Origin of the sequence: Pseudomonas sp. JUb42, assembly GCF_024807945.1 — a bacterium.
Lineage (GTDB): Bacteria > Pseudomonadota > Gammaproteobacteria > Pseudomonadales > Pseudomonadaceae > Aquipseudomonas.
Genome location: NZ_JANUFD010000005.1, coordinates 85260 through 107039 on the forward strand (window position 1 = coordinate 85260; position 21780 = coordinate 107039).

Annotated in this window: 23 protein-coding genes; 17 read left to right on the forward strand and 6 right to left on the reverse strand. The window is 62.5% G+C overall.

Features of this window, described 5'->3' with window-relative positions; all coding sequences use genetic code 11:
• Positions 1–86: 86 nt before the first annotated feature.
• Positions 87–1994, forward strand: coding sequence for a sigma-54-dependent Fis family transcriptional regulator (locus M2401_RS11510; protein WP_259102810.1), 1908 nt, complete (start codon positions 87–89; stop codon positions 1992–1994).
• A gap of 139 nt (positions 1995–2133) precedes the next feature.
• Here M2401_RS11510 and M2401_RS11515 read toward each other — a convergent pair whose 3' ends face one another.
• Both M2401_RS11515 and M2401_RS11520 read right to left on the reverse strand, forming a co-directional pair.
• The gene (locus tag M2401_RS11515; RefSeq protein WP_259102811.1) at positions 2134–3642 is read right to left on the reverse strand and encodes an APC family permease; all 1509 of its coding nucleotides are present in this window, start codon (positions 3640–3642) and stop codon (positions 2134–2136) included.
• Positions 3639–4919 carry an aspartate aminotransferase family protein gene (locus M2401_RS11520; RefSeq protein WP_259102813.1) on the reverse strand — a complete coding sequence of 427 codons (1281 nt, stop codon included), beginning with the start codon at positions 4917–4919 and terminating at the stop codon, positions 3639–3641. Before M2401_RS11520 ends, M2401_RS11515 begins: the two co-directional genes overlap by 4 nt.
• A gap of 199 nt (positions 4920–5118) precedes the next feature.
• On the opposite strand from M2401_RS11520, the gene M2401_RS11525 reads away from it, so the two are divergent.
• From M2401_RS11525 to M2401_RS11575, 11 genes are all read left to right on the forward strand, one after another.
• Positions 5119–6015: a LysR family transcriptional regulator gene (locus M2401_RS11525; protein WP_259102814.1), complete on the forward strand. Its 897-nt coding sequence runs from the start codon at positions 5119–5121 to the stop codon at positions 6013–6015.
• Between the two features lie 200 nt (positions 6016–6215).
• Positions 6216–7133 carry a DUF72 domain-containing protein gene (locus M2401_RS11530; RefSeq protein ID WP_259102816.1) on the forward strand — a complete coding sequence of 306 codons (918 nt, stop codon included), beginning with the start codon at positions 6216–6218 and terminating at the stop codon, positions 7131–7133.
• Positions 7134–7135: 2 nt separating this feature from the next.
• Entirely contained in the window at positions 7136–7918 is a 783-nt protein-coding gene (locus tag M2401_RS11535) for an endonuclease/exonuclease/phosphatase family protein (RefSeq protein ID WP_259102818.1), read from the forward strand.
• Positions 7915–9153 carry a cardiolipin synthase ClsB gene (gene clsB, locus M2401_RS11540; protein ID WP_259102819.1) on the forward strand — a complete coding sequence of 413 codons (1239 nt, stop codon included), beginning with the start codon at positions 7915–7917 and terminating at the stop codon, positions 9151–9153. The genes M2401_RS11535 and clsB overlap by 4 nt, the downstream gene beginning before the upstream one ends.
• Positions 9153–10112: a lysylphosphatidylglycerol synthase domain-containing protein gene (locus M2401_RS11545; RefSeq protein WP_259102820.1), complete on the forward strand. Its 960-nt coding sequence runs from the start codon at positions 9153–9155 to the stop codon at positions 10110–10112. Before clsB ends, M2401_RS11545 begins: the two co-directional genes overlap by 1 nt.
• Before the next feature lie 117 nt (positions 10113–10229).
• Positions 10230–10607: a Rho termination factor N-terminal domain-containing protein gene (locus M2401_RS11550; RefSeq protein WP_259102821.1), complete on the forward strand. Its 378-nt coding sequence runs from the start codon at positions 10230–10232 to the stop codon at positions 10605–10607.
• Positions 10608–10676: 69 nt separating this feature from the next.
• A complete protein-coding gene (locus tag M2401_RS11555; RefSeq protein WP_259102822.1) occupies positions 10677–11717 on the forward strand; it encodes an acyl-CoA dehydrogenase family protein in 1041 nt (346 codons plus the stop codon).
• A complete protein-coding gene (locus M2401_RS11560; RefSeq protein ID WP_259102823.1) occupies positions 11714–12469 on the forward strand; it encodes a PIG-L deacetylase family protein in 756 nt (251 codons plus the stop codon). The genes M2401_RS11555 and M2401_RS11560 overlap by 4 nt, the downstream gene beginning before the upstream one ends.
• A complete protein-coding gene (locus tag M2401_RS11565; RefSeq protein ID WP_259102824.1) occupies positions 12466–13065 on the forward strand; it encodes a bifunctional 2-polyprenyl-6-hydroxyphenol methylase/3-demethylubiquinol 3-O-methyltransferase UbiG in 600 nt (199 codons plus the stop codon). The genes M2401_RS11560 and M2401_RS11565 overlap by 4 nt, the downstream gene beginning before the upstream one ends.
• Positions 13062–13733, forward strand: coding sequence for a glycosyltransferase family 2 protein (locus tag M2401_RS11570; RefSeq protein WP_259102825.1), 672 nt, complete (start codon positions 13062–13064; stop codon positions 13731–13733). The genes M2401_RS11565 and M2401_RS11570 overlap by 4 nt, the downstream gene beginning before the upstream one ends.
• 206 nt (positions 13734–13939) lie before the next feature.
• On the forward strand, positions 13940–14566 hold the full coding sequence (locus M2401_RS11575) for a glutathione S-transferase family protein (protein WP_259102826.1): 627 nt from the start codon (positions 13940–13942) through the stop codon (positions 14564–14566).
• On the opposite strand, the gene M2401_RS11580 is transcribed toward M2401_RS11575, so the two are convergent.
• Together M2401_RS11580 and M2401_RS11585 are read right to left on the reverse strand one after the other, a co-directional pair.
• Positions 14563–14853: an antibiotic biosynthesis monooxygenase gene (locus tag M2401_RS11580; protein WP_259102828.1), complete on the reverse strand. Its 291-nt coding sequence runs from the start codon at positions 14851–14853 to the stop codon at positions 14563–14565. The two genes, M2401_RS11575 and M2401_RS11580, sit on opposite strands and share 4 nt — an antisense overlap.
• Before the next feature lie 189 nt (positions 14854–15042).
• Positions 15043–15507, reverse strand: a complete 465-nt coding sequence (locus tag M2401_RS11585; protein ID WP_259102829.1) for a VOC family protein — start codon at positions 15505–15507, stop codon at positions 15043–15045.
• 439 nt (positions 15508–15946) lie between these two features.
• Here M2401_RS11585 and M2401_RS11590 point away from each other — a divergent pair, with 439 nt between their 5' ends.
• Positions 15947–16237, forward strand: coding sequence for a hypothetical protein (locus M2401_RS11590; RefSeq protein WP_259102831.1), 291 nt, complete (start codon positions 15947–15949; stop codon positions 16235–16237).
• Positions 16238–16332: 95 nt separating this feature from the next.
• Here M2401_RS11590 and M2401_RS11595 read toward each other — a convergent pair whose 3' ends face one another.
• Positions 16333–16848, reverse strand: coding sequence for a DUF2867 domain-containing protein (locus M2401_RS11595; protein ID WP_259102833.1), 516 nt, complete (start codon positions 16846–16848; stop codon positions 16333–16335).
• 93 nt (positions 16849–16941) lie between these two features.
• The gene (locus tag M2401_RS11600; protein ID WP_259102834.1) at positions 16942–18420 is read right to left on the reverse strand and encodes a PLP-dependent aminotransferase family protein; all 1479 of its coding nucleotides are present in this window, start codon (positions 18418–18420) and stop codon (positions 16942–16944) included.
• 97 nt (positions 18421–18517) lie between these two features.
• Here M2401_RS11600 and M2401_RS11605 point away from each other — a divergent pair, with 97 nt between their 5' ends.
• The 4 genes from M2401_RS11605 to M2401_RS11620 are packed head-to-tail and all read left to right on the forward strand — an operon-like array spanning position 18518 to position 21774.
• Entirely contained in the window at positions 18518–19579 is a 1062-nt protein-coding gene (locus M2401_RS11605; protein ID WP_259102835.1) for a flavin reductase family protein, read from the forward strand.
• Between the two features lie 33 nt (positions 19580–19612).
• Positions 19613–20302 carry an aminopeptidase P family protein gene (locus M2401_RS11610; RefSeq protein ID WP_259102837.1) on the forward strand — a complete coding sequence of 230 codons (690 nt, stop codon included), beginning with the start codon at positions 19613–19615 and terminating at the stop codon, positions 20300–20302.
• Between the two features lie 29 nt (positions 20303–20331).
• Entirely contained in the window at positions 20332–20763 is a 432-nt protein-coding gene (locus M2401_RS11615) for a VOC family protein (RefSeq protein ID WP_259102838.1), read from the forward strand.
• A gap of 12 nt (positions 20764–20775) precedes the next feature.
• Positions 20776–21774 carry a homoserine dehydrogenase gene (locus tag M2401_RS11620; RefSeq protein WP_259102840.1) on the forward strand — a complete coding sequence of 333 codons (999 nt, stop codon included), beginning with the start codon at positions 20776–20778 and terminating at the stop codon, positions 21772–21774.
• Positions 21775–21780: the final 6 nt, after the last annotated feature.

The following is a 21780-nucleotide window of genomic DNA, read 5'->3' on the forward strand; positions in this document are numbered from 1 at the left end:
ACCGACAGCCGCCGCTTGTTTGCCGGGGATGAACGGCGCTTAATAGCCCTACAACTAATAAGAAGATCGGAACGGAGGCCTGCGAAATGCTTTCCGCACATTCAAAGGCGCATGTCGACTGCGTCAGCCGTGTCCTGAAAAATGCTGAACACCTGCCGCAGTTGCCCGTCTCAGGCGTGATTCTCGATTCCTGGCGGCGTTCCATGGAGCAACATCACCTCGACCCCGGCTCGCTGCAAGGCCCGCGGATCCTCTCGCAGAACGTCCTGCAGGAGTGCCGCGAGCGTTCCGAGCTGTTCCTGCGCATCGCCAGTGAGGAAGTCGCCCGCCTGCATGGCCGGGTCCGTGATGCTGACTATTGCGTGCTACTCACCGACGCCCAGGGCCGGACCATCGACTATCGGGTAGAAACCAGCATCCGCAACGACTGTCGCAAGGCCGGGCTGTACCTGGGCACTTGCTGGTCCGAGGGCGAAGAAGGCACTTGCGGTGTCGCCGCCGTGCTCACCGCCAAGACCCCGATCACCGTGCATAAGCGTGACCACTTTCGCGCCGCCTTTATCGGCCTGACCTGCTCGGCCGCGCCGGTATTTGACCCTCTGGGCGAATTGCTTGGTGTGCTCGATGTCTCGGCCCTGCGCTCTCCGGACGAACGCCGCTCGCAGCATCTGATCCGGCAGATCGTGGTGCAGAGCGCTCGGGAGATCGAGCAGGCATTCTTCATGAGCAGCGCCCAGGGCTATTGGGTCCTGCGTGCCCATAGCAGCCCGAGCTACGTCGACAGCCGCCCCGACTACCTGCTGGCCTGGGACGATGATGGCTGCCTGCAAGCCCTCAACCCGGCGGCACGGCAATGGTTGCTGCAACGCTTCGGCCAGCTGCCGCAACACATCGGCCAGGTGTTCGATCAGCAAATACTCCATCGCGCCGCCGACCAGGCGCTGTGCCTGCTGCAAGGCCTGGACGGCAGCCCGCCCCTGCACGGCCGCCTGAGCGCGCCGCGGCGGGTCAAGGCCGTCGCACCCCAGCCAGCCTTGGCGCCCAGCGAAATCGACCCTCGGGTGGAAGAAAGCCTGCGCCTGGCCGTGCGGGTCAAGGACCGAAACCTGCCGGTGCTGATACAGGGCGAAACCGGCTGCGGCAAGGAAGTCTTCGCCCGTCAGCTGCATCAGGCCAGTCGTCGTGGTACGCAGCCCTTTGTGGCGGTGAATTGCGCGGCGATTCCGGAAAGCCTGATCGAAAGCGAACTGTTCGGCTATGTCGCCGGGGCCTTTACCGGCGCCTCAAACAAAGGCATGCAGGGCCTGCTGGAACAGGCCCATGGCGGCACCCTGTTTCTCGATGAAATCGGCGACATGCCCCTGGCCCTGCAAACCCGCTTGCTGCGAGTGCTGTCCGAGGGCGAGGTGGCACCATTGGGGGCGTCCAGACGCAAGGCCGTGGATATCCAGGTGATCTGCGCCAGTCATCGTGATCTGGAAAGCCTGGTGGCTACTGGGGAATTTCGCGAAGACCTGTTCTTTCGCCTGAATGGCGCGCGCTTTCGCTTGCCGCCGCTACGCGAACGCAGCGACCGCCTGAGCCTGCTCAACCGGATTCTCGACGAGGAAGCCAGGCACTGCGGTACCAGCGTGCAACTGGGCAGCGCTGCCCTGGAATGCCTGCTTGGCTATCGCTGGCCGGGCAATGTCCGGCAACTGCGCCAGGTCCTGCGCTACGCCTGCGCGGTGTGCGAAGACAACTTCATCCAGCTCGCCGACTTGCCCGAGGCCCTGCATGGCAGCATCGAGCAAGCGTCTGAACGAACCGACCACAGCGCCAGCCCGGAACGCCAGGCCCTGATCGACGCCCTGGTCCGCCACCGCTGGAAACCCACTGCGGCGGCCAAGGCCCTGGGCATCTCCCGGGCGACCCTGTATCGCCGGGTGCATCTGCATGAGATCGATATGCCGGGGAGAAGCCAGGGATCGCAGGGATTGCAGGGATTGCAATGAGACCCTATAGGAGCTTGCTTCAAAAGCTGGAATGAATTCAGCCGGGAAGACAATAGATCTGACGATAGAACGGTATCGGTCATACCCATGCCGTCCCGGCCAAAGCCGGTCCCACTGCCCTTTAACCATCTACCTCCAACTAGGGCTTGAGCACTTTGCTCCCCGGCCCCGCCGTACCGTTATTGATCTGCCTGCGCAGCACCACCAGCCACCATAGCCCTCCCACCCCCAGGGTGATCGCGGTGGTCATTGCCCCGGTATGGCTTTCTTCGGGCACGCTCAGGGTCAGGATCACCGCCAAGGCCCACAGCCCACCCAGCACGATCATCGGCAACAGCCAGCGCCCCAGGCTGAACACCCCGGCCGGAGCGCTGGGCATGCGCCCGCTGCGGTAGGCGATAAAGGCGGCGATCAGGGTCAGTAGATAGGTGCAGTAGTAGGTCAGGCCGACCATCGAGTAGATCGCTGTGACGAAGCCGCCGCTGGCCAGGTTGAGCAGCACGGCAATGCCGGTGATCAGCAGGATGGCCCCTACCGGTGTGCCGAAGTGCGGATTGATCCTGCCGAGCAAGCGCGAACCCGGCAGCATGTTGTCCCGTGACAGAGCAAAGGTCATACGCGTGGCCACGGCCATATTGGCAATCAGGCAGGCCAGAATCGAGGCGAAAGCAATGACGATCATCACTTTGCCCGCCGCGTTACCCAGTTGCAGGCGCACGATATTGATCACCGGGTTTTCCGCCTGGCTGAACAGATCGGGCACCGAGCCTGGAATGGCAATGCTGAGCAAGGCGAATACGGCAAAGCCCAAAACACTGGACACCAGCACCGCGCGGATCATCGCCCGGGGCGCGGCACGCCGAGGGTCCTTGGTTTCTTCCGACAGGTCCGCGGCGCCTTCCCAACCCAGCAGCACCGACACTGGTAGCAAGGTCGCCAGGGCAATGGTGGTAAAACTGATACTGCCACCGTTGACCGGTGCCGCCGACGTGAGGATCGCCACTCCCTGGGTGTGTTGAAAGAAGAAGAACACGCCGAGAAACAAGGCAATCGCCAACAGCACCGTGCCAATGATCTCGATAATCGCGCCGATGTCGTTGATCCGCGTAGCCAGGCGAATGCCGCAGACATTCAACAGCCCCACCACCAGAGTGGCACCGATGCTCAGGCCTTGAATCTGCCCCTGAGTAGGGTTGGGCCAGATTTCCGGGGCAAACACCGTACCGATCGCCGCCGAAGTGGCCGCCGTGCCAGCAATGAAGGAAATGAATGCAACCCAACCGGTGAACCAGCCAAAGTGATTGCCCGCCAGACGGCTGGACCACTGATAGGCATAGCCGGTCAGTGGAATCCGCCCGGCCAGGTGGCAATAAACCATGACAATGCAGCAGACCAATGGAATCACCAGCAGCCACAGCAGTACGCCGATACCGCCGACCCGGTTGAAGGGGTCGGCAAACAGGGTTACCACGCCGGTATTGATCGACACCATGGAAAACGCCAGGGCGAACGAGGTAAAGGCGCTCATGGTGCGGTGCATTTTTTGCTCGTAGCCCAGGCTGGCCAGGTCTGCGTCGTCACTGGATAACGGCGCGGCGCCAGCGGCCTTGGTGCTGGCTGCGTGCTCACTTTCGATCACGGTGCTCATACGCCCTGCTCCTCAATGATGCCGATGACCTCGTCCAGTACATCGAGGGATTTTTCCAGCAGCGGCCGCTCGATATCCAGCGGTGGCTTGACCTTGATCAGGTTGCCCAGCCCGGCATAACGGCTCTCGCCGAACAGCACGCCGCGCTCCGCGCCCAGGCGGTAGACCTCTTGCGCCTCGCGGCAGGCAGGCTCCTTGGTGACCCGGTCCTTGACCAGTTCGATGGAGACCATCAAACCCGGGCAGCGTACGTCACCGATCAAAGGATGGCGCTTTTGCATCTCCAGCAGGCGCCCGGTGGCGTATTCACCCGCCAGGCGTGCCTTTTCACACAATTTGTCAGCCACTATCGCTTCAACCGTGGCGTAACCGGCCGCCAGGGACACCGGAAAATGCCCGAAAGTCAGCGCCTCCTCACCCTCGTCGAACCATTTGAGCCTGCTATTGGCCGCAATCCCTGCAAGAGGAAAGCCACCGCCCACGCCTTTGCCGAAAACGATGATATCCGGGGTGATGTCGTAGTAATCCGCTGCCCACATGGTGCCCATGCGGCCAAAACCGGTCTGCACTTCATCGAAGATCATCAACACGCCCAGACGATCGCAGATCTCGCGCACGCCCTTGTAGTACGAGCGTGGAAACTCGATATGCCCACCGTTGCCCTGAATCGGCTCCATCATGATCGCGGCGACCGGTCCGTCCACGCCCTTGGTAATGGTTTCCTCCAGCAGGCCCAGGCATAGCTGTGATTCAGCCTCGGGGTCCATGCCCATGCGCGTGCGGTACGGATTTGGATGAGCGACCCGGGTGAAGCGCGGCTGAATGGCCAGAAACGGGTTATTCGGATGCGGCCAGCTGGCGCCCAGCGTCGCCAGGGAGCGACCGTGATAGCCGTCCTGCAATACCAGCAGGTGCTGCGCGCCCGGACGATTCTTGAAGGCCAGTTTCATGGCCATCTCGCCCGCCAGGCTGCCATGCAGGGCGAAACCGATCTGGCTCAGGCCCGCAGGCGCCACTTCCTGCAACTTGCCGACCAGGCGGGTATGGGCCGCAGAACCGAAGTTGGGGCGGATATGGGTCATGTCGCGCAACTGGGCGATGGCCGCCTCGACGACGCGCGGGTCATTGGCCCCCAGGTTGTTGGACCAGGCCTGGGCCGTGCAGTCGATGTACTGCTTGCCCTGATCATCCCAGACCAGTGAGCCACGGGCCTTGACCAGATTGATCTTGCTGTTTGCGGTGCCGGTAGTCGTCGAGTTGTTTGTCACGTCATTCATCTGCGTTTATCTCTTTTGTTGGGGGCAGTTATCAATGGGTGCGCAGTGTTTTTAGGAAGGCTCGCCTGCATCGAGTGGTCTTCATCCTAAGGCCCGGTGCCCACGCATTAGAAAGACGGATTTCAGTTGGATTTATTGGCAGCGCTTATAAATGATGTAATGATCGGCGCATCATTCGCAGGTACAGCGGGACGACGCCATGTCGATTGCGGGAGTGGATATTCGCCAGTTGCGGGCCTTTGTCATGGTCGCCCAGGAGCTCAGTTTTCTCGGCGCGGCCCAGCGTCTGTTCGTCTCTCAACCCGCGCTGTCCCAGACCGTACGCCAGCTCGAAGCGCAGCTGGATGTCACCCTGTTCGAACGCAATACGCGCAAGGTCAACCTGACGGAAGCCGGCGCAGCGCTGTTGCCTCAGGCCAAAGACATCCTCAAGAAACTCGACGGCCTGGCCCAGACCGCCCGGGATCATGCCAATGGCGTGCGCGGCTCGCTCAAGGTGGGTTTCCTGATTGGTGCCGGGGTCGATCTGATCCCGCAGATACTCAGCTCGTTTGCCAAGCGCTTTCCCCAGGTCAAGGTGATCGTCAGCGAGTTCGACTTCGCCAATCCCCACGCAGGCATTACCGATGGCATGGACGTGGCGATCCTCAGGCCGCCGCTGGATATCGACGACATCGAACTGATTACCCTGATCGAAGAAGATTGCGTGGCCTGCCTGCCCAGCACCCATCGCCTGGCGGGCGAAACCTCGGTGAGTATTCATGAACTGCTCGACGAGCCCATCGTGGCCGCACCGGGCAGCGGCATCTGGCGCAATTACTGGACCGCCAATCACTATCGCCAGGGCGGGCAGGCGCCGGTGGTGCACGAAGCGTCGACCGTGGAAAGCGAGTTGCAGGCAGTGGCCTCGGAGCGCGGCATTAGCATTACTGCGGCCTCAACTGCACGCTTCTACGCCCGCCCTGGCCTGTCATTTCCGGTGATCCGCGACATGCCGCTGTGCACCGTCTGCGTGGCCCTGACCCGCGAACCCAGCGTGGCCGCACGCAATTTCGCCCAACTGGCGGTGGAAGTAGCCCAAGCCAGGAAAGCCTGAGCCTCACCCGCAACTGCCTGCGCAAAACCCGTCCCCCGCCCAGCCGTTCGTCAATCCTGCTGAAACCTTGCCCGTGACGACGAGTCGCAATTGATAGGTCGTCATGACGGCGGCCGTCTTCGCGCATCCGCAATTCCGAGGAGCCAGGCAATGGAACCTGCAGATATCTACAAGGCTCATCCATCACGCGGCACGCTGCCATGAGCCAGATCCGCGTCGGTATCTCCGGTTGGCGCTACGCGCCCTGGCGCAAGGATTTCTACCCCGTCGGACTGCCCCAGGCGCGGGAACTGGCATTTGCCTCACGGGCGGTGAACAGCATCGAGATCAATGGCTCGTTCTATAGCCTGCAAACCCCCGAGCGCTATGCCAACTGGCGCGACGATACGCCGGATGACTTTGTCTTCTCGGTCAAGGCCCCGCGCTATATCACCCATGTGCGGCGGCTCAAGGAGATTGAAGAGCCCATGGCCAATTTCTTCGCCTCCGGGCTGCTCGACCTGGGCGACAAACTGGGGCCGATCCTCTGGCAGTTTCCGCCGAGCATGAAGTTTGATGAGGAGCGTTTCGCCCATTTTCTGCAATTGCTGCCCGCCTCCTGGACCGCCGCGGGCCGTTGTGCCCGGCAATGCGCCGAAGGCCTCAAGCACAACCGCATTCCCCGGCCCAATGGCCGGTCGAGGCTGCGTCATGCGGTGGAGGTCCGCCACGACAGCTTTCTCTGTGACGCCTTTATCAACCTCTTGCGCAAGCACAAGGTGGCGCTGGTGGTCGCCGACACAGCCGGTAAATGGCCCTATATCGAGGAGCTGACCAGTGATTTTCTCTACCTGCGCCTGCACGGCGATGCCGAGCTGTACAGCAGCGGCTACACCCCGGCGGCGCTGCAGCGCTGGGCCAAACGCATCGAAAAATGGAGCCACGGCGGCCAGCCCGCCGATGCCCATCGCGTGATCAAACGCGCGCCCACACCGCGCAAATCCCGGGATATCTACTGCTACTTCGATAACGATCTGAAAGTGCGTGCACCTTACGATGCCCGTCGTCTGCTCGACAGCCTTGGCCTGGACAAGGGCCTGCAAACCGAGCCAGGGGTAGCGCCAGCAATGGAGCTGTAAACATGACATTGACCGAACCCGCTGAACGTATCGAGGCCGCTGCGGCGGTACATCGCCTGACCGTGCTGACCATCAACGTGCACAAAGGCTTCACTGCGCTGAACCGGCGCTTCATCCTCCCGGAATTACGCGATGCGGTGCGCACCATCGGTGCCGATCTGGTGTTCCTGCAGGAAGTCCATGGCAGCCATCAGCACCACGCCCAGCGTCATCCGGAGTGGCCGGCCATGTCTCAGTACGAATTCCTCGCCGACAGCATGTGGCCGCAGTTTGCCTATGGCCGTAACGCGGTTTATCCCCACGGTGACCACGGCAATGCCCTGCTGTCGAAATTCCCGATCCTGGCCTTCAACAATCTCGACGTGTCGATCCACGGCAACGAGCAGCGCGGACTGTTGCATTGTCGCCTCGACGTGCCGGGTCATGACGGCGTGCATGCCATCTGCGTGCATCTGGGCTTGCGTGAAGAGCACCGCCAGCAACAGGTGCGCCTGCTGCTCGATTGCCTGGAGCAGATCCCCGCCGGAGCGCCGGTGATCGTCGCCGGGGACTTCAACGACTGGCGCCTGCGTGCCGATGCGCTGCTGACCCGGGAATCGCTGATCGAGGTGTTCAGTCACGATGGTGGCGCACCGGCGCGCAGTTTCCCGGCACGCCTGCCATTACTGCGCCTGGACCGGATTTACCTGCGCAACGCCACGCCGCTTTGCGCACAAGTGCTCTCCACCCGGCCCTGGTCGCACCTCTCCGACCACGCGCCCCTGACTGCGCAGGTGCAAATATGAGCAATGCCTCTACCTACAACAGCTGGATCGCCGGTAACCGCGTGCAGCTGCTGATCAATGGCGAGGATTACTACCCGCGGGTCTTCGACAGTATTCGTCAGGCCCGGGAGGAAGTGCTGCTGGAAACCTTCATCATTTTTGCTGACAAGGTCGGCCAGGCCCTGCAAGAAGCGTTGATCGAAGCCGCCCAACGTGGCGTGCGGGTCGAGGTTGCCGTGGATGGTTACGGCACTGCCGATCTGTCCGAGAGTTTCCTTGGCGCCATGACCAATGTCGGGATCAGGATTCATTTTTTCGACCCCGCACCACGCCATGTCGGCGTACGCACCAATCTGTTCCGCCGCCTGCATCGCAAGATCGTGGTGATCGATGGCCAGCGCGCGTTTATTGGCGGGATCAACTACGGCGCTGATCATCTGACCGATTTCGGCATCATGGCCAAGCAGGACTATGCGGTGGAGGTCACCGGCCCGGTGGTGGCGCAGATTCATGCTTCAAGCCGCCGCCTGATGGCCGAAGTGCTCGACCCGCCGAGCCAGGTCAAACCGCTGACCCAGCCCATTGGCCAGGCGCGGGCGATTCTGCTGGAGCGGGACAACCAACAGCACACCAACGATATCGAAGACCAGTACCTCGAAGCCATCCGCGCCGCGCGCACGCGCCTGGTGGTGGCCAATGCCTATTTCTTTCCCGGTTATCGCCTGGTCAAGGAGATGCGCAACGCCGCCCGGCGTGGCGTCAACGTAACGCTGATTCTGCAGGGGCAACCGGACCAGCGTTGGGTCCGGGCCTTTTCCCGCCTGCTGTACAACCGTCTGCTGCGCGATGGCGTGACCATCCTCGAATACACCCAGCGCCCTCTGCACGGCAAAGTTGCGCTGGTGGATGACGAGTGGGCGACGGTCGGTTCGAGCAATCTCGACCCGTTGAGCCTGGCTCTCAACCTGGAAGCCAATCTGTTCATTCGCGACCGCGCCTTCAACCAGCAACTGCATGCGCATCTGACCGAGTTGGGTGAACGGCACTGCAAGCGCATCAGTCTGGAACGGATGATTCGAGGCTACTGGTGGCGAGCGCCGCTGATTTTCCTGTGTTACCACTTTATCCGGTACTTCCCGACCATCGCCGGCTGGTTTCCCGCTCACCGGCCGACGCTCAAATCGGCGCCGATTCCTGCCGAACCCACCGCTGTTCCCGTCGGAACAACCGCCGACTATCAGGAGGGCAAGACCTGATGAATACCCGACCCTGGCGCAAATGGCTCAAGCCTGCACTTACCCTGTTTTTCCTGCTGTTGATTCCGGCGCTGCTGTACATGATGGCGCGCAATCTGGACTGGAACGAGGTCAAACAATCGCTGCATGCCTACAGCCCGGGCACCCTGACCCTGGGGCTGGTCCTGGCGCTGTGCAGCTATGGCGTATTCAGCGCCTACGACCTGGTCGGTCGCGCCTATACCGGTCACCATCTGCCCGCCCGCCAAGTGCTGCCGGTGGCCTTCGTCTGTTATGCCTTCAACCTCAACTTCACCACCTGGGTCGGCGGTGTCGCCCTGCGTTATCGCCTGTACAAGCGTCTGGGGCTGGACACCGCCACCGTCACGCGGATCATTACCCTGGGCATCATCACCAACTGGGTCGGCTATATGGCCCTGGCCGGGGCGGTATTCGCCATGCGTCTGGTCAAGCTGCCTGAGGGCTGGGTGCTGGGAGTCACAGGGCTGCAACTGATCGGCTTTCTGCTGATTGCCCTGGCAGCGGGCTATCTGTACGCCTGCGGCTTCGCCAAGAAACGTACCTGGACCTGGCGCGATCACGAAGTGGAGCTGCCGACCCTGCGCCTGGCCCTGATCCAGGTCGGCCTCGGCGCCACCAACTGGGCGCTGATGGCGGCGCTGATCTTCTGGTTGCTGCCCCGGGAGCTGTTCTACCCGTCGATCCTTGGCATTCTGCTGATCAGTTGCATGGCCGGGGTCATTGCTCATATTCCTGCGGGGCTCGGTGTACTGGAAGCGGTATTCCTTGCCCTGCTCCACGGTCAGCTCGGCCAGGGCACCCTGGTCGCCGCCCTGCTCGGCTACCGCACCCTGTACTTTCTGATTCCCCTGCTGCTGGCGGTGGCGACCTATCTGGTCCTGGAAAACCGCGCCAAGGCCATGCGCGAGCACGGCAAGGCGACTCCGAGCAAGCCCTGAACGCGTTGACGGTCACGGATGACCGTTTATCCGCGCGCCTGAACCCTTTTGCACGAAATACCGCTCTCAACTTCAGGCAATCGCAATTGCGCTGATGGTGACTAAGGAGAAACGACCATGCCCAGAGGAAGCAAAGCCAAGTACACCGACAAGCAGAAAACCAAAGCCGAACACATTGAAAAAAGCTACGAAGCCAAAGGTGTGCCCAAGGCTGAAGCCCAAGCCCGTGCCTGGGCGACGGTGAATAAACAGTCCGGCGGCGGCGAACGCAGCGGCGGCTCCGGCCAGCACACCAGCAGCGACAGCAAGCACAAGGCAACGCAGTCCTCGGCACGCCGCGCGGCGTTGACCCGCAAGGGCGTGCCCCACCCCGACCAGCCCTTGGAAGAACTCACCAAGACCGAGCTGATGGACAAGGCACGCAAGCAGCACATCGCCGGGCGTTCGAGCATGCGCAAGGCGCAACTGATCGAAGCCCTGCACCACGCCGCATGAGTACCCTGCCCGCCGCCCATTGCGGCGGGCAGTCAGCACAAGAACCACGGCGCCCAAAGGAGCACACCCATGAGCATCATCCAGGATCTGGACCCGGGCAATCTGCACACACTGCTGCACGACTTCGCCCAACGCCCCCAACTGCATGAAGCCGATGACCGCCTTGGCCAGCTCATGCACGACTTGCAGGCGGCAAAGCTCGATCGCCTGCCCCTGCCCGGCCAGCAAACTCTGCGTCGCTGGCAGACCCTGGCGCGGGTCGCTGGCTGCGACCTGGCCTTGGCCAAGCTATATGAAGGCCATACCGATGCCCTGGCGATTCTTACCGAATGCGGCGCGGCTCATCTGGCCGAAGACAAAGGGATCTGGGGCGTCTGGGCCGCAGAAATGCCCGGCGCCCGCACGCTGATTCATGGCGACGGCGCACAGGTTCGCCTAAGCGGCAGCAAGGCGTGGTGCTCCGGCGCCTTGCAGATCGACCGCGCCCTGCTCACCGCCTGGGACAGCCAGGATCAGCCGCAACTGGTGGCCATCGAACTGCGTCACCCCAGCCAGCGGATCCACGGCGATAACTGGCAGGCCGTCGGCATGGCCGCGACCCAGAGTGTCGAGATCCACTTCGATGACACCCCGGCCCTGCGAGTCGGCCAGCCGGGGCAATATCTGTCGCGCCCTGGCTTCTGGCAAGGCGGTGGCGGCATCGCCGCGTGCTGGTATGGCGCAGCTCAGGCATTGGCGGACTACCTGCACCAACAGCGCCGACAACCGCGTCAGGATCCCCACGCCGACGCCCATCTCGGCGCAGTGGACGCCGCCCTCTACGGCGCCCGCGCCGCGCTGCGCGAATGCGCCGCGTGGATCGACTGCCAGCCCGATGCCGATGCCAGCCTGCCCGTGCGTCGCCTGCGCGCTCATGTCGAAGCGGCCGCCAATACGGTGCTGGAACATGTTGGCCGGGCTCTGGGCGCCGGGCCGTTTTGCCGCAATAGTCACTTCGCTCGCCTTAGCGCCGACCTGCCGGTGTTCCTGCGCCAGAGTCACGCCGAACGTGACCTCGCCAGCCTCGGCCAGCAACTGGCCCAGGCGCCACTGGGAGAATGGTCGCTATGAAAGCCGATCTGATTCAAGACAGCCGCGGCACCACTTTGAGTGAATGGCAACACTCCAGCCGCCTGGCCAGTGCGCCAAGTATCGGCGTGGACGAGCTGTGCCCGCCGGGCCAGCGTCTGGTACTCATAGCGCCTCACCCGGACGACGAAATTCTGATGGCGGGGGGCCTGCTGAGCGCCTTTCACGGCCGCGAGCATGAGCTATTCATCGTCTCGGTCACCGACGGCGAATGCAGTCATCCCCATTCCAGCGACTGGACTGAGCAGCGCCTGCGCGAGCAAAGGCCACAGGAAAGCCGCGTCGCACTGCAACGCCTGGGGCTTAACGTCGAAGCCATTGAATGGCTGCGGCTGGGCCTGCGCGACACGGATGTGGCCAAGGACGAACACCATCTGGTCAATAACCTCTGCCAGTTGCTGCACAGCAACGACGTGCTGATGGCCACCTGGCAAGTCGACGGCCACGGCGATCACGAAGCGGTGGGCCGAGCCTGCGCTCAGGCCGCCCTGGCCAGCAATATCCAGTTACTGGAAGTGCCGGTCTGGGCCTGGCACTGGGCGACACCCGAAGATGAGCGGCTGCCGTGGCACCGGGCACGGCGTCTGGCCCTGGATGAAGACGCCCAGGCGCGTAAACGCCAGGCCATCGCCGCCCATGCCAGTCAGGTCAACGAGGATGGCGGGCGTGCCCCGGTACTGCCCGCTGCCACCCTGGAATGTCTGCTGCAACCCTTTGAATTGGTATTCGTATGAGTGTCGACCCGCAATACTTCGCCCAACTCTATGCCACCAGTGACGACCCCTGGGCATTTCGCAGCCGCTGGTATGAGCGACGCAAGCGCGAACTGACCCTGGCCTGCCTGCCGCGCCAGCACTACCAACGGGTATTCGAGCCCGGCTGTGCCAACGGCGAGCTCAGCGCCGCCCTGGCCGGACGCTGTGCCAACCTGCTCTCCCAGGACCTCGACCCCACTGCTCTGGCGCTGGCCCGTGGCCGCCTGGCTGACGCACCCCATGCCCATGTGGTGGCCGGCAGCGTGCCGGATGACTGGCCATCGGGGCTGTTCGATCTGATCGTGCTGAGCGAGTTCGGCTATTACCTTGAGCCGATGCAATGGCGCAAGGTCATCGAGCGGGCTACGGCCAGCCTCACCAACGACGGCGCCATTGTCGCCTGTCATTGGCGCCATTCCATCGAAGGATGCCCGCAGAGCGGCGATCAGGTGCATGCCTTGCTGGACGAGCATTTGCCGCTGTTCCCCATCCTGCGCCACGAAGAAACCGACTTCCTGCTGGAGTACTGGTGCCGCAAGCCCGACTCCATCGACCTGGACGAGACCTGCCCATGATCGCCGTCATCATTCCCGCCCATAACGAAGCACGGCGCCTGGGGCGCTGCCTGGCCGCCGTCAAGATCGCTGCCCGTGAGGCCGAAGCGGCCGGGCATCAGGTGGAAATCCTTGTGGTCCTCGATCGCTGCGGCGACAGCAGCGCCGCCATTGCCAGGCGCCACGGCGTGCAGACCCTGGAAATCGACGCGCAAAATGTCGGCCAGGCGCGTCGGGCCGGCGCCGCGCGGATGCTCGAACGCGGCGCCAACTGGCTGGCCTGCACCGATGCCGACAGTCGCGTGCCGCCGCACTGGCTGCTCTGGCAGATCGCCTGCGGCGCCGATGCGGTGTGCGGCATCGTCCATGTCCAGCGCTGGCAGCCCTGGCAAAACTCCCAACTAAGGCGCCTGTACCGCAGCCGTTATCAGGCTCGGGATGACCATCGGCATATCCATGGCGCCAACCTCGGCGTCTGCGCCATCGCCTACCAGCGTGTCGGCGGCTTTCAGCCATTGGCCGTTCATGAAGACGTGCAACTGATCAACGACCTGCAAGCCAGCGGCGCCCACATCGCCTGGACAGCCGGGCATAGCGTGGCCACCGACAGCCGCAGTGACAGCCGGGCCCGGGGCGGGTTTGGTGATTATTTGAAGGAATTGGCTGAGGAACAGCACGCAACCATTTGAATAATAACAGTTCCCTGTAGGACCGGCTTTAGCCGGGGGGGGCGTCCTTGAGGCTGACAACGCTCTCCCGGCTAAAGCCGGTCCTACGGTCAGGTGTAGGCGGTGCGATAGGCCGGGGCGTTTGACTCAATCCGAATATCCATTGGCACTCCGCGACGCCTTGGCAGTCTGTCTCTACACTGCCCACACGCCCTATGGAGACTGCCATGATTATCGTCCACCACCTCAATAACTCCCGCTCCCAGCGCGTGCTCTGGCTGTTGGAAGAGCTTGGCCTGCCCTATGAAATCAAGCGCTACGAGCGTGACCCGAAGACCAATCTGGCGCCGCCGGAGCTCAAGGCCATCACGCCGCTGGGTAAATCCCCGGTGATTCAGGACGGCCCCCACACCCTGTTAGAGTCGGGAGCCATACTCGATTACCTGATCCGCCGCCATGGCGACGGCCGCCTGCAGCCTGATCCGGCCACCGCCACCTATGACGAGTACGTGCAATGGCTGCACTTTGCCGAAGGCTCGGCGATGCTGCCGCTGATGCTCAACCTCTATGTCGGCCGCCTGGGCGAGGCCGGTGCGCCGCTGCAGCCGCGCATCGATGCGGAAGTCGCCAATTACCTGGGCTATCTGGACAGCACACTTGGCCGCAGCCCCTATCTGGTCGGTGAAACATTCACCGCTGCGGATATCCAGATGAGCTTTATCGGCGAGATCGCCAAGGCCTTTGGCAAGCTGGGCAGCTATCCCAACGTGGCCGCCTGGGTGGAGCGCTTCCAGGCACGCCCGGCCTACAAACAGGCCATTGAACGTGGCGGCGAATACAGTTTTGCCCGCTAGTGGCTGATAGGGATCTGACAGCCGAACGTCAGGCAGTACGGCCGTAATGCCGACAGGTCGCCGAGCAATTGCTGCAAGGCGGCCGAGTCGAAGTGCTCGGTCATCGCCCGGGCACAGGCCCAATCGCCCTTTATCAGCCAGGTATTGGCCCGCTGCGGATCCGGGCACAGGCCATAGCCGATACAGTCGGGGATTGCGGCGAGAACTTTGAGGGTTTCTTGCAGTGCCTCGGCCAAAGCAGTGCCTTGATCTGGCCGCAGTTGCACAATTATCTGATGGCTGACCATGGAGTCGCTCTCTTGCTCGATTCTCGATGGTGCCTATTTTGCGGCGGTTAGCGCACGGGCAAAACTCGCGTTTGCCTGCGTCGGCCCAGCGGCGCGCCGCTCAGCAAAGCCGAGGGTTGGCCGGGCAAGCGCTGCGGCGAGCTGGCGTCTTATTCACATTTTTGCCGTCGCAGCGCATGCCAGGTTGGCTCAGCTATGAGCGCCGATACCGCCAAACTCCAGATCCACACGCTGGCTGATTTGCTCGGCCGTCAGGTCCTCCTTGTGGGTGGCCATGAACCAGACGATACCGTAGGGATCACGCAAGACTCCGCTGCGATCTCCGTAGAAATGATCGGTAGGTGCGCTGATCTGCACGGCACCTGCCTGGATCACCCTGGCGAAACGGGCGTCGACATTATCGACATACAAGTGCAGCGCTATGGCACCTGCCCCTGCGCCAATCGGCGAGCCCGGCAGGCGATCGGCAACCATCAGTGACGAATCGCCGATGCGCAGTTCAGCGTGACCAACCCTGCCTTGAGCGGTATCCACGCGGAAGATCTGGTCGGCACAAAACGCTCTTACATAGAAGTCGATGGCTTCACTGGCATTGTCACAGCCAAGGTAGGCCGTAATACCGTGGGGCCGTTTCGGTAGGGATTTGACAGTCATTATGTGAACCTCCTGGTTGATGTGACAGGCTCGCGCACGCCCGACAATCTTCCACAGCCACTTACGATGCGCCAGCATGTTCACTAATAGGTATAGGCGTTTTCCCGGCAGATACACGCTCAGGACTTCAACTATTTCCTTACGGAACCTGCGGCAATACATGAATGCTTCAACTTCTTGAAAATCTAGCTATATATACCGCCTGCATGCCCTGCCAAGCCTCTAATCTGCGTGCCGTCGTTGAGGGTTCAACGACCGGATTTGACGATCCGCGTTTGCCTAGATGTGGCTTGCCTGCCCAATAGTGTTATGGCAGCTGCGTGCGGGAGATCTTCGGATCTACCGGGTTCCTAGGCACCGGTTCGTCAACCCGTACGCAACTGCCACCCAATTTGCCTGACGACGCTGAAGGTGGCTTTCTTCTGTTCTAGGATCATTCATGAACCAGCAAAACCTTCCCGACCGCTACATCCCCCTCACCCATCCCGGCCTGGAAAACCCGATCCTGCTGCTCGACAGCCAAGCCTCCCTGCAAGACCTGCACGCCCTCGCCGATCTTCGCGTCACCCAGGCCACCCGCTGCCTCGACACCCTGGTCAACCTCAAAGACCTCGACCCGGACGAACACGACCTGACCGCCATCGCCGGTACGGCCCATGCACTGATGCTGCAAGCCTGCGATGTAAACCGGCTGATCGAGAAGCGACTGTGGGCCAATGGCGCCATGTAACAGCCAGCAGACATAACGCCGCCCTCTGAATTGGAATAAATGAGGTTGTCAGGGAGCCTGCTTGCCGGCTCCCACACAGCCGCATTTCACGCCCGTCAAAGTGCCTTCGCCGCCCCCAACAAAAATGAACGCACCACCCGCTTGTGAACCGGGCTGATCACCGCGATATAAGCCCAGCCTAGGGCGTTATGGCAATGCACCACCGTGGAAACCACCACCTCGCGCCCCAGCCCCGACGCCTGCGAGCGGATCAGCACCGACAGCTGGAAATCCAGATGACTGTCCTGCTCGCCCAGGATAATTTCGTCCGGCGTGCGCGCAAGGATGCGGAAGAAATCGATATGTTCAAAACCCTGGGCCACCGAGGCATCGCGCAACTGCGCCGAGGTCTTGACCCCGAAAACACTCATGATCCGGTCCCGGGCACGCATCAACCCATGGAACCACGGCGCCGGACTGCTGAGGATCAGCCGCGCCAGATCCTCGGCACTGCCGTTGAAATGCGCGGGCAGCGGCGTGGCAAAGGCATCGGCCAAGTGAGTCGTCTTGAAGGCAGAACGAACCAGGCTGTGCTCGGGCACGGCCACGGCGCTGACCAGGGGGGTGTGCATGCTGACTCCTTGGAAGAAATGCTTGAATCCGCAATCTAGCATGTCCGCTTCAGCCGCAGCGTCATCTGAACCCACTTGATAGCGTCAGGCCGCTCAACGCTCAATAATCACCCGCCGCAACGCCTCGACCCCCTGGCGAAACTCGCGTTCATTCATGCTGCCGTAGCCCAGGCGCAAGGCGTGTACCGGCACCTGATCATCGCCGAACAAATGCCCCGGCAGCAGGCGAATCCCCTGCAACAGCGCAGCTTCGGTCAGACGCGCCATATCGGTGCCATCAGCCAGACGCAGCCACAACGCCAGCCCGCCCCCAGGCGCCGTGACGCTGGCGAAGTCCCCCAGGTGCTCGCGTACGGCGTCAACCGCTTGACCGCAGCGTTGCTCATAGACGCGCAAGGCCCGGCGAATGTGGCGCTTGAGCTTGCCGCTGCGCAACAGCTCTGCCGCCGCCCGCTCGGTGACGGTATTGCCCTGGCGATCAATCAGCAGGATGTCATTGGCCATGCGATTGATGATGCCCGCAGGCGCCACTACGTAGCCCACACGTAGTCCTGGCGCGAGGATCTTGCTCAGAGAGCCGATGTAAATCACTCGCCCGCCCTGATCGACACTGGCCATGGGCAACATAGGGCTGTGGGAAAAGTGGAACTCATGATCGTAATCGTCTTCGATGATCACGAAATCGAACTGCTCGGCCAGGGCCAGCAGGCGCATGCGCCGGTCGATGGGCATGGTCACGGTGGTGGGAAACTGGTGATGGGGCGTCAGGTAGATGGCGCGGATACGCCGGGTGCGGCAGATGCGCTCCAGCGAATCAGGGATCATGCCGAACTCGTCCTGCTCGACGTTATGGACCGTGCCACCGCAGGCGCGGAAGGCATCCCTGGCCGGTGGGTAGCTCAAGCGCTCCATGGCCACGTCATCGCCTGGCCGCACCAGCAGCCGTGCCGCCAGATAAATGCCCATCTGACTGCCCCTTACCAGACACAGGGTGTCCGCATCGGCATTCAGACCGCGTTCGGCGCGCAGCATCGCGGCCAGTTCTTCACGCAGCAGCGGCAGGCCGCGTGGATCGCCGTAACCAAGGCGATTGCCCCGCGCCGACTCCAGTAGCGCCAGGCGAAACGCCCGTGACAGGTCCTCGAACGGCACCAGGCGGGTATCCGGTGCGCCATCACTGAAATCAACCACGTCATCGACCGCCGGCAGTGGCAGTTCGCCCTCGACCCCATAGGCCTGATAACCAGGCTCGGGCAGACGCCCCGACAAGCGTTGCGCCACCGCCGCCACGCGCGCCGCCTGCTTGACGGCGGGCAATTCGGGGGACACGAAAGTGCCGCGCTTTTTCTGGGTGACCAACCAGCCCTGGGCGGTCAACTCCTCATAGGCCAACACAATGGTCTTGCGGTTTACCGTCAACTGGCTCGCCAGTTCTCGCGAGGCGGGCAGCGCATCGCCTGGGCGCAGCAAGCCGGCGCGAATGCGATCGATAAAGGCCTGGACGATCTGGGCATTGAGCGAGGCCTCAGCCGAACGATCCAGATCAAGGCTGATTTCCCAGGGTTTACGCATATTCGTGGACCATCATACTTTCCGTATCTGGATGATTGAGTGGGGCCAGAGAAAAGATAGCATTTTGATAACGCACTGGCACCCAGGCTTATCAGACATGACCACGACCTCATCCCGCCCCTTCACTCATGCGCCCTATCGTGTCGCGGAACTGGACTACCTGCATTGCGCGGTCGTCCGGTTGCGCCTGCTGCCGACCACCGCCCGGCACCTGCACTACCGCTGCGGTCAGTACATCAGCCTGGAGCTGGCCGACGGCGAGCAGCGCAGCTATTCCCCCGCCGCACCGGTGAGCGCAGACGGCGCCATCGAACTGCATGTACGGCTGTACCCGGACGGGCGTTTTTCCGGGCTGATCCGCAACGGCCTGGCTGCATTGGGCTCATTGGAGGTCCATGGACCTTATGGCGACTGCGTCTGGCAAACGCCACATTCAACCGAGGCACCGGTGATTCTGCTGGCGACCGGCACGGGCATTGCGCCGATCAAGGCCCTGCTGCTGGCGGCCCTGGCGCAGGGTTGCAGCAATCCACTCTGGCTGTACTGGGGTGCCCGGCATGCCGACGAGCTTTATGCCCGCGAGCAGTTCAAGACCCTTGAGCAGCAGCACGGCAACTTTCATTTCGTCGAGGTACTCAGCCCTGAGCATGTCCAGGACCGTGCCGCCCGGCAGCATCCGCAACTGGCTGACGCGATGGTCTATGCCTGTGGCCTGCCCGCCATGATCGACGCGGCGCGCACGCTGTTGACGGGCCAGTGCGGCCTGGCTGAAGCGCACTTCTTTGCCGACGCCTTCGTCACCGCCACGCCATCTGCTACCGAGGGCAATGGGACAGCCCCGGCCAGGATGATCCACACGACCTTCCGCAGCCCCACAGGCAACGGCAGCTTGCGTATCGCTAGCGGCGCCACCCTGCTTTGCGGGCTGCGCACAGCGGGCGTACTCAAGGGTGTCTGCGGCGGCCGCCAATCCTGCGGCACCTGTCGCGTCAGCCTGGACGAGAGCGACTACGCCCTGCTGGCGCCGATCTCGCGTAACGAGCAGCGCCTGCTCAAAGCATTGCCTGGGGCCGACGACCTGGATCGCCTGGCCTGCCAGATCGTTCTCGAACCCGCGCTCGACGGGATGCATTTCACCATTACGGCGCAGGCCATCTGACCTGCGCTTCATCTGACCTGATAGAGAAACGCCATGAGCGACCTGAATAATCGTGAACTCCTCGAAGCCGTGGGCGCCGCCTACGATGAACAGCAAATGCTTGCCGTGCGCCAGATGACACGTGAAGTCATCCAGCAGATTGCTCGGGAGGTCAAACCCGGCATGGTCGAGGAAGACGCCGTGGAAATGGCCAAGGACCTCTTGGCCGATCGCGGCATGCTGCGCGGCTGGCATGACGTCTACGTGCGCTTTGGCCGCAACACCACCAAGACCTTCGGTGAAGCCTCGGACCCCGGCGTCGTGCTGGGCCATAACGATATTTTCCTGATCGATATCGGCCCGACCTGGCAAGACTGGGAAGGCGACGGCGGCGACACCTTCGTCACTGGCGACGACCCGCAGATGGCCCGCTGCGCCGCCGATGCCCGGGAAATCTTTCACCAAGTGCGCCGCCACTGGCAGGCCACCCAGGCCACCGGCAAGGCGCTGTATGAACTGGCCATTGCCGCGGCCGAACAGCGCGGTTGGGTGCTCAACATGGATTTGTCCGGCCATCGTCTGGCGGACTTCCCCCATGCCGCCGGCTACGAAGGGCCGATGGCCGATATCGAATTCAAACCGTCGCGGCAGCTGTGGGTGCTGGAAATCCATATCCGCAACGTCGAGCACAGCTTCGGCGCCTTTTTCGAAGACATGTTGCTTGAAGACCGCTTCTTCGCCTGACCCACCCCTTCATAACGCGAGTAACGACCATGCAGACTTCGACAACGCTGTTGCCTTTCCATATCGCTTTTCCGGTCCACGACATCGCCGTCGCGCGGCAGTTTTACGGTGAGCTGCTGGGCTGCACCGAAGGCCGTAGCACGGCCGAGTGGGTGGATTTCGATTTTTACGGCCATCAGGTGGTGGCCCACCTCGCCCCGGAAGAAACCGGTGTGAGCCCCACCAACAAGGTTGATGGCCATGGCGTTCCCGTACGACACTTCGGTGCCCTGCTCCACCTGGACCAATGGCAAGCCCTGGCCGCGCGACTCAAGGCGGTGGGCACCGAGTTCATCATCGAGCCGTACATTCGCTTCAAGGGCGAGCCCGGCGAGCAGGCCACCATGTTTTTCCTTGACCCCAGTGGTAACGCCCTGGAGTTCAAGGCCTTTGCCGACCTGAGCATGTTGTTCGCAAAATAGAGCGAGATTGAAATGAAACGTTGGAATATCGCGATAACCGGCTTTGGCGCCATTGGCAAAGCCGTGGCGCAGATCGTTGCACAGCGCCAGTCGCACTATCAGACGCGCTACGGCGCTGATGTGCGGGTGGTCGCGGTATGCGGCTCCCGCGCCGGGCTGATCGACCCAAAGGGCCTGGCCCTCGATGACGAGGCGCCGGTGACCTTGCAGCCAGGCGTGACCGGTGACGGTTTTCTGCAGAACGCAGGCGCCGATGTGCTGATCGAAGCCGGGCCCACCGACTACGAAACCGGCGGCGCCGGTTACCGTTACATCCGCGAGGCGCTGGGCCGGGGCATGCACGCCATCAGCATCTCCAAGGGCGCCCTGGTCTTCGATTACCCCGGCCTTGCACAGCTGGCGCGCAATAACGGCGTGCAGTTGAAGATCAGCGGTGCCACTTCAGCCGCATTACCGACCATCGACCTGCTGCAATACAACCTGGCCGGATGCCGGATTCTCGAGGTCGAAGGCATCGTCACCGCCACCAGCAACTTCGTTCTCAGCTCGATGATGGACGGCCAAAGCTTCGACGATGCCGTGGCCGACGCCCAACGCCTGGGCATGGCCGAGCCCAACCCGCGCTTCGATGTCGAGGGCTGGGACACTGCCTGCAAGATCAATATTCTGGCCAACGCCGGTTTCGGGGCGAACCTCAAGCTGCACGATATTCCGCGCGCGGGCATCGAGCAGATTTCAGCGGCCGATATCGCCCGCTGGAAGTCCGAGGGCGTGGTACCCAAGCTGGTGGGGCGTATCGACAACCTTGGCGATAGCCTGCGGGCCTCGGTGGAATTGCGCACCTACGCTCTGGACCATCCGTTTGCCCAGGTCAGCGCCAAAATGAAGGCCATTCGGGTCCGCACCGACATCATGGGCGAAATCATGGCCATTGGCGTCACCAGCCCCCTTGCCACCGCTGCGGCGGCCCTGAAGGATTTCGAACACCTGTTGATGGCGAGCAGCCGCTAACGCACT